Source organism: Dorea sp. MB18-49 (assembly GCF_023669465.1).
In the GTDB taxonomy this organism is placed as follows: domain Bacteria; phylum Bacillota; class Clostridia; order Lachnospirales; family Lachnospiraceae; genus Dorea_A; species Dorea_A longicatena.
This window is the reverse complement of the sequence record NZ_JAMOYX010000008.1, coordinates 55,987-70,164: the sequence shown is the minus strand read 5'-3', so window position 1 is coordinate 70,164 and position 14,178 is coordinate 55,987. Positions and strand designations below refer to the sequence as shown.

14 protein-coding genes are annotated in these 14,178 nt (G+C 43.4%); 1 reads left to right on the top strand and 13 read right to left on the bottom strand.

From position 1 onward, the window contains the following. The first annotated feature begins 629 nt into the window (after nucleotides 1–629). Complete coding sequence (locus NCY30_RS04480) at nucleotides 630–1,811, top strand: MFS transporter (RefSeq protein WP_055303760.1); 1,182 nt, start codon at nucleotides 630–632, stop codon at nucleotides 1,809–1,811. A 121-nt stretch (nucleotides 1,812–1,932) separates the two neighbouring features. On the opposite strand, the gene radA is transcribed toward NCY30_RS04480, so the two are convergent. The 13 genes from radA to pyrE all read right to left on the bottom strand — a co-directional run bounded on the left by radA (nucleotide 1,933) and on the right by pyrE (nucleotide 14,058). Beyond that, the gene (radA, locus tag NCY30_RS04475; protein ID WP_139009436.1) at nucleotides 1,933–3,300 is read right to left on the bottom strand and encodes a DNA repair protein RadA; all 1,368 of its coding nucleotides are present in this window, start codon (nucleotides 3,298–3,300) and stop codon (nucleotides 1,933–1,935) included. Then, nucleotides 3,300–3,713 (bottom strand): hypothetical protein, encoded by a 414-nt coding sequence (locus NCY30_RS04470; protein ID WP_055303761.1) that lies wholly within the window; start codon nucleotides 3,711–3,713, stop codon nucleotides 3,300–3,302. Before NCY30_RS04470 ends, radA begins: the two co-directional genes overlap by 1 nt. A 56-nt stretch (nucleotides 3,714–3,769) precedes the next feature. Continuing rightward, a complete protein-coding gene (locus NCY30_RS04465) occupies nucleotides 3,770–6,205 on the bottom strand; it encodes an ATP-dependent Clp protease ATP-binding subunit (protein WP_250818513.1) in 2,436 nt (811 codons plus the stop codon). Nucleotides 6,206–6,225: 20 nt separating this feature from the next. After that, nucleotides 6,226–6,597, bottom strand: coding sequence for a GntR family transcriptional regulator (locus NCY30_RS04460; protein ID WP_006427991.1), 372 nt, complete (start codon nucleotides 6,595–6,597; stop codon nucleotides 6,226–6,228). Between the two features lie 148 nt (nucleotides 6,598–6,745). Next, nucleotides 6,746–8,020, bottom strand: coding sequence for a phosphoribosylamine--glycine ligase (purD, locus tag NCY30_RS04455; protein WP_006427992.1), 1,275 nt, complete (start codon nucleotides 8,018–8,020; stop codon nucleotides 6,746–6,748). A 21-nt stretch (nucleotides 8,021–8,041) separates the two neighbouring features. After that, nucleotides 8,042–8,668 (bottom strand): phosphoribosylglycinamide formyltransferase, encoded by a 627-nt coding sequence (purN, locus tag NCY30_RS04450; protein WP_006427993.1) that lies wholly within the window; start codon nucleotides 8,666–8,668, stop codon nucleotides 8,042–8,044. Further along, nucleotides 8,662–9,687 (bottom strand): phosphoribosylformylglycinamidine cyclo-ligase, encoded by a 1,026-nt coding sequence (purM, locus tag NCY30_RS04445; RefSeq protein WP_022416272.1) that lies wholly within the window; start codon nucleotides 9,685–9,687, stop codon nucleotides 8,662–8,664. The genes purN and purM overlap by 7 nt, the downstream gene beginning before the upstream one ends. 48 nt (nucleotides 9,688–9,735) lie before the next feature. After that, nucleotides 9,736–10,248, bottom strand: coding sequence for a 5-(carboxyamino)imidazole ribonucleotide mutase (purE, locus tag NCY30_RS04440; protein WP_022416273.1), 513 nt, complete (start codon nucleotides 10,246–10,248; stop codon nucleotides 9,736–9,738). 42 nt (nucleotides 10,249–10,290) lie between these two features. Next, a complete protein-coding gene (locus NCY30_RS04435) occupies nucleotides 10,291–12,333 on the bottom strand; it encodes an aminopeptidase (RefSeq protein WP_250818512.1) in 2,043 nt (680 codons plus the stop codon). Then, complete coding sequence (locus tag NCY30_RS04430; RefSeq protein ID WP_055213152.1) at nucleotides 12,334–12,726, bottom strand: DUF6142 family protein; 393 nt, start codon at nucleotides 12,724–12,726, stop codon at nucleotides 12,334–12,336. After that, on the bottom strand, nucleotides 12,695–13,174 hold the full coding sequence (locus tag NCY30_RS04425; RefSeq protein WP_022416275.1) for a VanZ family protein: 480 nt from the start codon (nucleotides 13,172–13,174) through the stop codon (nucleotides 12,695–12,697). The genes NCY30_RS04430 and NCY30_RS04425 overlap by 32 nt, the downstream gene beginning before the upstream one ends. Nucleotides 13,175–13,204: 30 nt before the next feature. Further along, on the bottom strand, nucleotides 13,205–13,357 hold the full coding sequence (locus tag NCY30_RS04420) for a hypothetical protein (protein WP_006427999.1): 153 nt from the start codon (nucleotides 13,355–13,357) through the stop codon (nucleotides 13,205–13,207). Nucleotides 13,358–13,377: 20 nt separating this feature from the next. Further along, nucleotides 13,378–14,058, bottom strand: coding sequence for an orotate phosphoribosyltransferase (gene pyrE / locus NCY30_RS04415; protein ID WP_044920250.1), 681 nt, complete (start codon nucleotides 14,056–14,058; stop codon nucleotides 13,378–13,380). Nucleotides 14,059–14,178: the final 120 nt, after the last annotated feature.

The window sequence follows — 14,178 nt, the reverse complement described above, 5'->3', positions numbered from 1 at the left end:
GAAAACTACTAGCTTTCTTATCCCCTTTACTGTTTTAAGGTTCGACATTAAATGTCTGTTCTGAATAATTCTCTTTAGAATTTTCAGGGTTGTTGTCTATTGTTTAATTATCAAGGTTCTTTGTCTTTGCTGTTTGAAACAGCTTATTTAGATTATCATATTCATTGACGTTTGTCAAGAACTTTTTTAATCTTTTTTCGACCAGCTTTCCAGCTGTTCGACCGCTATCCTTTCGTCAAACATTCGTTTGTCTCAAGCGACAGCTCATTAAGAATATCATAATCAGTTGTGTTTGTCAACTGTTATTTTATTCTTTTTTTCAGGAACAATTCCTGAAGATTTCTGATTACCATTCAGCATTACCTGCTGTTTTCCAATCAGTTAGCGCCGTCTTCTGCTTCGACTCTGTTACCTCACGGCCTTGTCTAACGCGACAGCTAGATTAATATACCACAAGGGGGTTTGAATTGTCAAGATTGTTTTTATATTTTCTGCAATTTAGATAATTCAGATAATTTACTTCTTTTTTCATATTTTCTTCTATATAAATTGCCCATCTCCATTTCTTGACACCGATCCTCTTTCCTTTTATGATTGTTCTTATATAAAATAAAAGGAGTTATTATTACATGTTTCACTTATTACTTTCCGTAATCTACCTGGCATTCATCAGCCTTGGTCTTCCGGACGCACTTTTAGGATCTGCATGGCCTTCTATGTATCCGGCCTTTCATGTACCTGTTTCTTATGCCGGAATCATTTCCATGATCATAGCAGCCGGTACAGTTATATCCAGTCTGCAAAGTGACAGACTTACCAAAAAACTTGGCACCGGTAAGATTACTGCCATCAGTGTAGCTACCACTGCTGTTGCTTTATTCGGATTCTCTGTCAGTCATTCTTTTATCGCATTGTGTCTGTGGGCAGTTCCTTACGGGTTGGGCGGTGGAAGTGTCGATGCAGCACTTAACAATTATGTTGCTCTTCATTACGAAAGCCGACATATGAGCTGGCTGCACTGTATGTGGGGTGTCGGTGCTTCTATCGGACCTTATATTATGGGATACGCCTTGTCTAATAAACAGGGATGGTCTATGGGATACCGTTATATTTCGATTTTCCAGATAGGACTTACTGCTATTTTGATCATCAGCCTTCCTCTTTGGAAACAATTTCATAAGAAAGAACATATCGGACAATCTGCTTCCGGCTCTGGCAATACTTTACCTGTCCTGACATTAAAGCAGATTTTTCAGATTCCAGGAGCCGGGGAAATTCTCTTTGCTTTCTTCTGTTACTCTGCAGTTGAGCAGACATCCTCTCTCTGGGCCAGCAGTTACCTCGTACTGCACCTTGGATATTCTTCCGAGAAAGCGGCCGGATTTGCCAGTCTCTTCTTTATTGGAATTACTGTGGGCAGAGGCATCAGCGGCTTCATTACGTTTAAATTAAATGATTCGCAGATGATCCATCTTGGTGAAGGTATTATACTGCTCGGTGTCCTTGCCATGCTTCTGCCACTCGGGAAAACAGTCGCTTTAGCCGGACTTATCCTCATCGGATTGGGATGTGCACCGATTTATCCATCCATTATCCACTCAACTCCCGCACATTTCGGAGCAGATAAGTCTCAGGCGATCATCGGAGTTCAGATGGCTTTCGCTTATATCGGCACCTGCCTGATGCCCCCACTTTTTGGTATCATTGCAAGATCCATAAGCATTACACTCTTTCCGGCTTATCTTGGACTCTTTTTATGCATTATGTTCTTCATGTATGAAACAGTTATCCGAAAAACACATACCGTATAATTTCCTCTCAACACAGAAAATCTACTCTTGCCAGCTTCTTCCGTACGCATGGCAATAAAAAAAGAACCGGCAGGGACACTAAAAAGCCACACAGCTTCATTCCCTCCGGTTCTAACCATACTTAAATATAATTCATCGCCTGATTCACACTATTGACCCCGATCACTTCTATTCCATCCACTTTTCCAATGGACTTCAATGCAACCGCTGGTACAATACAAGTCTTAAATCCAAGCTTTTTTGCTTCTGCAACTCTCTGCTCCGGCATGGTCACAGCCCTTACTTCCCCGCTCAATCCTACTTCCCCGAATACGATCGTATCTTCTGCGATCGGTTTATTCTTATAGCTGGAAGCAATGGCCATTACAATCCCAAGATCGGCCGCCGGTTCATTCATACGGATTCCACCGGCAATATTGACATAAGCATCATAATTGGATAACGGCAGACCCATCCTCTTTTCCAGAACTGCCATCAGCAGATTGACACGGTTATAATCCAGTCCCGCCGCAGTTCTTCTCGGCATTCCAAAATTACTCCGGCAGATCAATGCCTGAATCTCCATCAGCATTGGTCTTGTACCTTCCATCGCACATGCCACCACAGATCCGGACGCATTCTCCGGCTTGCCGCTCAGCATGAATTCCGAAGGATTCTCCACTTCGCACAGTCCTTCTCTCCGCATCTCAAACACACCGATCTCATTCGTAGAACCAAAACGGTTCTTTACTCCACGTAAGATCCGGTATGATGCGTGTCTGTCACCCTCAAAATAAAGCACAGTATCCACCATATGCTCCAACACTCTCGGTCCCGCAACCGTTCCTTCCTTCGTCACATGTCCTACGATAAAAGTGGATATATTCAGTCCTTTTGCGAGCTGCATCAATACATTCGTGGATTCGCGCACCTGAGATACACTTCCCGGCGCAGACGCTACATCTTCGTTATACATCGTCTGAATCGAATCAATCACAACCACATCCGGTGTCTCTTTCTCAATCACACTTTGAATTGCTGCAAGATTCGTCTCACATAATAAAAAGAGGCTGTCTGCAAATTCTCCCATACGATTTGCACGCAGCTTGATCTGCTTCAGTGATTCCTCACCGGAAATGTAGAGCACCTTCTTCTGCTTGTCCGCCAGTTTCTGGCACACCTGAAGCAATAATGTGGACTTTCCGATTCCGGGATCCCCGCCTACTAATACGAGGGAACCTTGTACGATTCCCCCGCCTAATACTCTGTCTAATTCTTTTATTCCAGTTTTTGTTCGTTCTTCATCTGTCGTCGATACACTGGACAATGTCACAACCTGGCTCTTTGGCTTCGCCACGCTGCTTCCTCTGGATACACCACTTACCGGAGTACTCACCTTTTCCTCTACAAATGTATTCCATTCTTTACACATCGGGCACTGTCCGAGCCACTTGCTCTCCTCATGTCCACAATTCTGACAGAAATATATACTCTTCTTTGCTTTTGCCATTATTTTCTTACGACTTTGATCTCAATCTCTTTTCCAGCCTCTGCTTCTGCACTTACGCTGAGTTTTCCACTTAAGTTCGTTTTCATATCTCCGATATTCACATCATCCATGTATACAACGTATTCTGCATCTGCTTCCATTCCAAGTGTAAACTGAAAATCTGTCTCTCCACATACTTTAAACGAAACTACGTTCTCTGTTGCTTTGAAATTCTCTACTGCAGTTCCCGGTACGGATTCGTATACAAACATGCCGTTCTTTTCTAATTTTGTAATCTCTTTGAACGTCTTAACTTTGTAGATGTCCCCCTGAAAATCAAATCCGTCTAACTTAGTCTTGCTGTCTAATGTATAATCTCCAAAACTAAGTGTACCGTCTGTTTCAGCTCTTAAAAGCTCTTTCACTGCTGCCATTTTTTCGTCCTCCTAAGGTTCTTCTTTCGTTCATTCTATTATATAATAAAATATTTTTAATTTGTAGTCTTTGCCGTAAATTTAATTTCTTTTTTAGACATTCCGGCAACGACATCCATGTCTCTTCCGATCTCTCCGCTTAAGATTGCTTCAGCGAGTTTATCCTCTAACTGGTTCTGTACGGCACGTCGGAGTGGTCTTGCCCCGTACTTCTTATCCATGCCGGTCTCTACGATATGCTTCTTCACAGAATCACGGATTGTAAGATGGATTCCCAGCTGTTCTTTTGCGCGTTTAACCAGTTCTTTGCACATCAGACCAACAATCTTCTGCATCTGTTCTGTCGTTAGCGGATGGAACACAAGGATCTCATCAATACGGTTCAAAAATTCCGGACGGAAGATGAATTTGATCTCATTCATTACGTTATTCTTCATCCGTTTGTAATCTCCTGCCGCATCTTCTTTTGTATTGAATCCGAGTTTCTTCGGATCAATGATAGACTGCGCTCCTGCATTCGAAGTCATGATGATCACTGTATTGGAGAAATCTACTTTTCTTCCCTGTGAATCTGTGATATGCCCGTCATCTAACACCTGAAGAAGAATATTGAATACATCCGGATGTGCTTTTTCAATCTCGTCAAATAACACAACCGAATATGGATGTCTTCTCACCTGCTCACTGAGCTGGCCGCCGTCATCGTGTCCGACATATCCCGGAGGCGAACCGATCATCTTGGCCACACTGTGTTTCTCCATATATTCCGACATATCAACACGGATCATGGAATTCTCATCTCCAAAGAGTGCTTCCGCAAGTGCTTTGGAAAGTTCTGTCTTACCGACTCCGGTTGGTCCTAAGAACAGGAACGAACCGATCGGACGCTTCGGATCTTTCAAGCCGACTCTTCCACGCTTGATAGATTTGGCAACCGCTGTTACTGCTTCATCCTGACCAATCACACGCTTATGCAATGTCTGTTCCAGTTTATTTAACTTCGCACTTTCCGACTCTGCCAGACGGCTCACCGGAATTTTGGTCCACTGTGATACGACCTCTGCAATGTCTTCTTCTGTCACTTCCAGATGTTTTACATCATTTCTCTTATGGAAACGTTTCTTAATCTGTTCTAATTTTTCTTCTGCTTCATTCAGTTCTTTGTGAAGCATGGAGGCCTCTGTCATATTGCCACTCTTGATCGCATCTTCCAGTTCTTTCGCCAGTTCTGTCTGTATCTTTTCCAGTTTGTATACATTTTCCGGTACTTTAAATCCTCGCAGGCTCACTTTTGAGCACGCTTCATCCACCACATCAATTGCTTTATCCGGAAGGAAACGGTCATTGATATAACGGCTGGAGTAATTCACTGCTGCCTCCAGTGCTTCTTCCTGTATCTTTACTTTGTGATGTTTTTCATATCTGGAGCATAAGCCTTTTAAGATTTCAAGACACTGCTCTTTATCCGGCTCTTCCACCGTGATCGGCTGGAATCTTCTTTCCAGTGCTGCATCTTTTTCGATGTATTTGCGATACTCTACGATCGTCGTTGCACCGATCAGCTGCAGTTCTCCTCTTGCAAGGGACGGTTTCAGAATATTAGACGCATCCATTGCTCCTTCTGCGCCGCCTGCACCGATGATCGTATGGACTTCATCCAGGAACAAAATGATATTACCTGCTGCCTTTACCTCCTGGATCAGACGCTTCATACGCTCTTCAAACTCTCCACGGTATTTTGATCCCGCGATCATGCTCGCCAGATCCATCGTATAAATACGTTTTCCACGAATTCCTTCCGGCACGATACCTTCTGCAATCTGCGTTGCAAGTCCCTCGATCACTGCCGTCTTACCGACACCCGGCTCTCCGACCAGACACGGATTGTTCTTGGTCCGTCTGCTTAAGACCTGCATCAGACGTCCGATCTCCTCTTCTCTTCCAATAACAGGATCAAGCTTTCCTTCTTCCGCCTCTGCTGTCAGATCCGTACCATACTGATCCAGTACCCCGTTCTTTCTTCCTCCTTCCGGTCCGTATTCTTCCTGATAAGCCTTCGGGTCAATGCCAACAGTCTCAAATATTTCCTGATATATCTTCTGAAGATTGACTCCAAGTGTCGTTAAAATCTTTGTCGCTACACAGTCTATATCACGGATAAGTGCTATCAGCATATGCTCTGTTCCAATCTCTTCTGAATGGAATTGTTCCGCTTCTACTTTACTGTCTTCCAGAATGTATTCCAGTCTCGGACTGAATTCCGGTCTCTTTCTGCCCGTCATCTCTCCTGACGGAGATATCAGTTCAGACATTACTTTCTGTATATTCTCCTCATCTACTCCGTTCGCACCCAGAACCTGCGCCGCAACACCGGTGTATACTTTTCTGAGTCCCAGAAGCAGATGCTCTGTTCCCACATAAGGATGTGCCATCTCTTTCGCACTTTTTTCTGCGATCTTCAGCACTTCCTTCGCTTGTCTTGTATAATCCATGCCTGTCTGTTCCTTTCTGTCTATCTTCTATATTCGTCAAATATCTCATCTACCAATGCATGCACATCTTCTCTGCTGATATTCTTGCAGCATCCCTTTGCAAGTAATATCGCAAGCTTTTCCCGGAGTTTTAGCATGGCCTGTGCCTTATCCGCATCAATGGCGACCACTGCTCCCCTTCTTCTGTCCAGCTGAATAAATCCTTCCTGCCTCAGGATCGAATATGCTTTGTTCACTGTGTGCATATTGATTCCTACTGTATCTGCCAGCTGTCTGACGGACGGCAGGGTATCTCCCTCACGGATTGCGTCTGTTGCGATCCCCATGATGATCTGATTCTGCAACTGTACATAGATTGCTTCATTGCTGTTAAAATCAATTTCTATCAACATCTTATCACCTGTTACCTGTCATTTTCTTTTGTTATAGAGATACTATAACACAACTAAAAAGAGCTTACAACCTAAATCGTAAGCTCTTTCTTTCATTCTTTTTGCATTAAATTCCACTGCAATTCACAGTTTCCATATTTTTTGCTGTTTACGCCTCGTCAATTGCTTTTCCAATATCATGACGCATATATTTATTATCGAATTTCACCCATTCCGTAGCCGTATATGCATTGGCTCTTGCTTCTTTCAAGTCTTTTCCCTTTGCTGTCACGCCAAGTACACGTCCGCCATTGGTCACGATCTGGTCTCCGTCGAACTTCGTTCCTGCATGGAAGCAGTAATAACCTTCATGTTTCCCAAATTCATCCAGTCCGCTGATTGGAAGTCCTTTGTCATATTTCACCGGATATCCGTCACTTGCCAGAACGACACATACTGCCGCATTGTCTTCAAACTGCAGGTCGATCTGATCCAGAGTACCGTCTATACAAGCTTCTACTACATCAATGATATCATTCTTCATTCTAGGAAGAACAACCTGTGCCTCTGGATCTCCGAATCTGGCATTGTATTCCAGAACCTTTGGTCCGTCTGCTGTCAACATCAGTCCGAAGAAAATAACACCTTTGAAAGGTCTTCCTTCTGCTTTCATAGCATCTACTGTAGGCTGATATACATATTTCTTACAGAACTCGTCTACTTCCTCTGTATAGAACGGGCTTGGGGAAAATGTTCCCATTCCGCCTGTATTCAGACCGGTATCTCCGTCTCCTGCGCGCTTGTGATCCTGTGCGGAAGTCATGGTCTTAATCGTATTACCATCTACAAATGATAATACAGATACTTCCCTTCCTGTCATGAATTCTTCAATAACCATCTCATTACCGGCTGTACCGAATTTCTTATCCAACATGATCGTCTTCACGCCTTCTTCTGCCTCTTCCAGATCCTTACAGATCAGCACACCTTTTCCAAGTGCCAGACCGTCTGCTTTTAATACGATCGGGAATTTGGCTTCTGTCTTCAGATATTCGATTGCCTTGGCAGGATCTGTGAAATTCTCATACGCTGCAGTCGGAATGTTGTATTTCTTCATAAGATCCTTAGAAAATGCTTTTGATCCCTCAAGGATGGCTGCATTCTTTCTAGGTCCGAAGGTGCGGATGCCTGCTGCTTCCAGTTCGTCTACCAGACCGCCAACCAGTGGATCATCCATTCCTACGATTACGAGATCAATCTCTTTTTCTTTTGCAAATGCTACGATCTTGTCAAATTCCATGGCTCCGATCGGTGCGCATTCTGCAAATTCCGCAATTCCCGCATTGCCCGGAGTGCAGTAAATCTTGTCTACCTTATCGCTTTTTGCAACGCTGTATGCGATTGCATGTTCTCTTCCGCCACTTCCAACGATTAATACTTTCATCTTACACTGCTCCTTTATCCTCTATGACTCGATCGTCACATGATGTCCTTCTACTTTTACTTTGCCGTTTGCAATCAGATCAATGGCTCTTGGCAGGATCTTCCACTCTGCCTGCTCCATCACACGTCTCTGCAGAACTTCCGGAGTGTCTCCCTGTTCTACTTCAACTGCTTTCTGTAAAATGATCGGGCCTGTATCGGTCCCTTCATCCACAAAATGCACTGTGGCTCCTACCACTTTCACGCCGCGTTCCAGTGCTTTTTCATGCACCTTCAGCCCATAGAACCCGGTTCCGCAGAATGCCGGGATCAGGGATGGATGGATATTGATCATACGGTTTCTGTATTTTGCGATCATTTCTGCAGGAATCACTACAAGGAATCCAGCCAGTACGATCAGATCCGGCTGCAGAGCATCTACAGCCTTCATAAATTCCTGATTGAAAATCTCACGGCTTTCATAATCTTTTGGAGAAATGCACTGATTCGGAATGCCGTGTTTCTCGGCACGCTCCAGTGCATATGCATTTTTATTATTACTGATCACACCGGCGATCTTCGTGTTCGTGATCACGCCGGAATCTACCGCATCTATGATTGCCTGCAGATTCGTTCCGCCGCCGGATACCAGAACTACGACATTTAGCATAATGTCACTCCTTTTTCTCCGTCTTCGATATGACCGATCACATACGGAGTATCACCTGTCGCTTTGATTGCTTCCATTGTCTTATCCACATCAGCAGGATCAACGGCAACGATCATACCGATACCCATGTTATAAGTATTGTACATTGCATGCTCGTCAACGTTACCCTCTTTTGCAAGCTTTGTGAAAATTGGAGGAATCGGATAGCTGTCTTTTTCTACAACGGCTCTTACTCCGTCTTTTAACATTCTCGGAATGTTCTCATAGAATCCGCCGCCTGTGATATGGCTGCAGGCTTTCACTTTCACGCCTGCGTTCTTTACGCTCTTTAATGCTTTGACATAGATTCTTGTCGGCGCAAGCAGTGCCTCTCCAAGTGTCGTTCCAAGGTCATCATAATATGTATCTAGGGATTCTTTTGTCATCTCGAATACTTTACGTACCAGAGAAAATCCGTTGCTGTGGATACCTGTAGATGCCATACCGATCAGTACATCTCCAGCTTTTAAGTCTTCTCCTGTGATCATGTCTTTCTTGTCGCACACACCAACTGCGAATCCTGCAAGGTCGTATTCGTCTTCCGGCATAAGTCCAGGGTGTTCTGCCGTCTCACCACCGATCAGTGCTGCTTCTGACTGGAGACAACCTTCTGCCACACCTTTTACGATCGATGCGATCTTCTCCGGATAGTTCTTTCCACATGCAATGTAATCTAAGAAGAATAATGGCTCTCCACCTGCACATGCGATATCATTTACACACATAGCTACTGCATCAATTCCGATGGTATCATGCTTATCCATGATCATGGCAAGTTTTACCTTTGTTCCACATCCGTCTGTTCCGGATAACAGTACCGGCTCTTCCATCTCTTTGATCTTCGCAAGAGAGAATGCTCCTGAGAATCCTCCGAGTCCGCCCAGAACTTCCGGACGCATGGTCTTCTTTACATGCTCTTTCATAAGTTCTACTGACTTGTAACCTGCTTCAATATCCACACCAGCTTTTTTGTAATCCATAACCCGATCTCCTTTGTACTCGTTGTTTATTTTGTACTCTTATATCTATTATTTTGATGCCAGATATGCCTCATATCCGATAGAATCAAGCTTTGCTGCTTTGGCTTTGACTGCCTCTTTCTGCTCTGCTGTATAAGCTTTTAATTTATTCAGAAGTTCTTCATCTGAAGCTGCAAGAATCTTTGCTGCAAGAATTGCTGCATTCTTTGCTCCGTCGATCGCAACGGTTGCAACCGGAACCCCCGGCGGCATCTGCATGATTGAGAACACTGCATCCATTCCATCCAGATTCTTTCCTGAAAGAGGTACACCAATAACCGGAAGGGCAAATAATGCTGCACACATTCCCGGAAGGGCTGCTGCCATTCCTGCACCGGCGATCATAACCTTGATTCCACGGTCTTCTGCTCCTCTGGTCCATTCAATCAGTTCATCTGGTTCACGATGTGCTGAGATGATCGTCATCTCATACTCGATTCCTAACTCTTCCAGCATTACTGCAGCCTTACTCATAACCTTAAGATCTGAGTCACTGCCCATAATAATTCCTACTTTTGGCATAATTTTCATCCTTTCTTATAAGTTTGACAAATAAATCATACCCTATTTATTAGAATTTTTCAATGGTTCATTTAAAATCTCTGTGCCAGGAAGTACAAATTTTCCATTTTTCAGTAATGTGATCTCTTTTTTATCCTTTGTAATAACTGTAATACTGCCCAGTTCTTCATACGGGATCGTAATATCTGTATGGCAATGGAAATATGCTTTTGACACATCTTCTTTTCTGCGGATCGATACCGAATTGTCTCTGGCAATGATCTCTTTTCCGTTCGGGTTATAGACTTTGATATCCTCACACCAGCTGTAACAGGTATCTCCCACTGCAAAATGTGGTCCCATTTTCTCCGCGATCAGGATCGGCATCTTATCTTCGATTCCGTACTTCTTCGCAGTTACGTATGCGGTTGTATTCGTTCCGATTGCAAACTCACCGAGCGGCAGTGTCGGATGCTTGTACAGCACGTTATCATGAATATATGCTTTATTCTCCAGTTCACGTTCAAAATTCGCACAGTTGTATTCTGATACCATACCGTTCGAGAATGTGATTTCCAGATCACGGTACTGCAGTTCATTCAGATAGACTTTGCTAACATGCAGGACTCCGTTCGTTCCTTCCAGTACCGGTGAGGTAAATACTTCCCCAACCGGAATATTTACGTCTGCCACGCAGTTCTCAAAAATTGTCTCTTTTTTCGGATCATTCAGTGGATGAAGCTGTACATTCAGGTCCGTACGGTTGCCATTTGTCCCGAGAATGTGTACGTATTCTCCCTGATCCAGGGCATCGATCAACGTCTGCTGTACTTTCTCATATAATTTGGCATCCAGCGTATTGATACGTATGATCTCGTCGAAGATTTCTTCGTACTTCTCTCCGATCTCCGGTACCGGATAGGCAATGATCGTAAAGCTTCTTTCTTCTCCCTTGATATACTGGTTCACCATCTGGCTCTGGCGGCTGTCATACTGAAGGATCATCTCTTCCTGACTCTTTGAAAGCTTTGCGACTGTCTCTTTTGCTTCCGGTTCAAACGGCTCTTCTCCGAACATATCGATGCATGCCGGTCCTGCGAATCCGGCGGCTTCTTTCTTATGATGCTCGTAAGTCGTCTGCATCACTTCCAGTTTACGCTCCAGATATTTCTTATCCATGAAGAGTGCCTGGTCATCTTTGTGATCATATTCATACTGCTTGTTCGCCACTGCTCCATAATATCCGATCTTAATATGCTGTCTCTTTGTCAGCACACTGACTGCCGCACGGTAGATGACCGGTTTTAAGCCCATTTTTTCGAAATTCTCGATTGCTTTTTTTACCACGCGCTCGAATCCAAGAATGTAACGGATGTTTACCACTGATTTCTTCGAAAGGTCTTTTCCCGTATTCACGAATCCGATGCGGTATCCTTCTGTATAGACATCTGCCATCTTCCGGATCGTCTCTTCTGGAAGACTGTTCAGATGCTCTGCCGTCTTCCATTCATTTTCACTGATGTACTCTCCAAACTGATACAGATATCTGAGATCTGTAAGATCACTGTTCATGATCAGATCTGTTGCAAATGACTCCTCCGGCAAAACCTGCTCCCGGATGCGTTCCGCAAGGAATACATCACAGTAATCACTGGCATACCAGTAGAACGTATCCCGGACAGCCTTCGGATCCGGTTCTTCTTCGAACTGGTTGTATACCTCGATCAACAATTCATACAGGATTGCCAGATATTCTGTCTTTCCTTCAAAAACATAAACGACTGCCCCACGAAGTTCCGCATATAACATTCCCAGAATCTGTCCCGATTCTTTTCCTAGCATCTTACACGCATAATCCGGATTCGCATAACTTTTCTCATACTGCCCCGGCAAAACATCCTGATACAGCCGTCTGTTCCATTTTCTTAATTCATCTAATTCAAGCTTCTGGTATCTGCCATCCAGAAGTTCTGTTCTCAGTTCGTCCAGCATAAGCACGAACTCTGCCATCTTCTTAAAATAGTCTCTGTAAGGCTCCCCAACCGTATCTTCTGTCTGCATCAGACGGATACGGTCAAGTGCCAGCTCATATCTTTCTTCTATCATCTACATAAGCCCCCTGACAAATAATGCAACCATAGCAACAAGGAATACCGCATTTACTGTGATTCCCACCTTGCAGGTCGTATAGATCTTTTCGCGTTCTCTGAATCCCTTGATGCCAAGCCAGATTCCGATCACTGCCATCGCACAGGTTCCGAGTCCGAAAAATCCCATTAATATATTTACATTTCCTTTATTCATAAACGAAAAGAGGATCATGACGCTCACCAGGAAGGCAATCACTACTGCATAAGTACAGGAATAGACACCCCTTTTGGAGTGTCTGACTGCTTTCTGTCCATATTTCGTTTTGATCATTTTTTTACGCTTTTTCTTGCGTGCTTTCGCTGCCGCTTTGATTCTGTCATCTTCTGTTCTTAGTTTTTTTCCCAGCATGTCTTCTCCTTATTGCCGCACATATTACAAATAGTATATATCCACAGATTCCTCCGATCGTATTCAGTAACAGGTCATCTACATCAAAGCTTCCGACTTTTGTGATAAACTGGAACACTTCCACACAAAGGCTCAGTCCAAAACTGTAAAATGCTGTACCGAAAAAGCTTCTTTGCCTGCTTCCCATCGGAAGGAAAAATCCAAATGGAACAAATATGAGTACATTTCCAAATAAATTAGTGAACATTGCAAAGAATCCCACCTGCTCACGGTACTGCCAGAATCTTTTGATTTCTTTAAACAATACCAGATTGTAGTGGTATTCCCGCATCTCCCCCGTACGTCCATACCAGTCAGAGAACAGAAGGAAATATATAATAAATATTACATATAATATAAATAATATCTTTCCCAGTATCCGGATTCTTTTTCGCTTCTTTGAATCCAATGTCCTACAACCTCCCGTATCTCTTCGGTATTAAAAAAGTATTCCTTTTTTCTCTTTCAGTAAACGGGCACCGCTGATAATAGAGATCACACCTGCTGCGATTCCTACTACTGTAACAACAATACCCACTGCAATTCCTGCAGCACCGGCTAATCCCATTGCTTTATATGCTTTTTCATTCATACTCGTGTTCTCCCCCGTTCCTATTTTGCTCCGTACTGTTCATAATATGCGTCGATTGCTGCTTTTAATGTATCATCGATCACAACTTTTCCATTGCATTCTTTGTTATACAGGCATTCTACAACTTCTTCCATCGTTACGATTGCTGCTGTATCGAATCCGTACAGATCTTTGATCTCATCTAACGCACACTTCTCGCCGCCTTTTCCGACTTCCATACGGTTCAGAGATACCATCAGACCTACGATTGTTACATCTGCTGCGCCTTTTACTTTCGGAACAGTCTCTTCCATGGATTTACCTGATGTTGTCACATCTTCGATCATGATCACACGATCTCCATCTTTTAATTTGCTTCCAAGAAAGCTTCCCTTATCTGCACCGTGGTCTTTCTCTTCTTTACGATCAGAACAGTAACGTACTTCTTTTCCATACAGATCACTGTAAGCGATCGCTGTTACAACTCCAAGCGGAATTCCCTTATAGGCCGGTCCGAATAATACATCAAAGTCATCTCCGTATGTATCATGGATTGCTTTTGCATAATACTGACCTAACTTCTTAAGCTGTGATCCTGTTACGTAGGCTCCGGCATTCATAAAAAATGGGGATTTTCTTCCACTCTTTAATGTAAATTCTCCAAATTTGAGCACGTCGCTCTCTACCATAAATTCAATAAACTCCTGCTTATAACTTTCCATTTTGATTACCTCCATATATTTCAGACGCTGTGTGTCTTATTATTGCATCATAATTCTATTTAATTTTATCATAAGAAAATCACTTTTTCAATTCACGCATACAGAAAAACTGTCACTGCC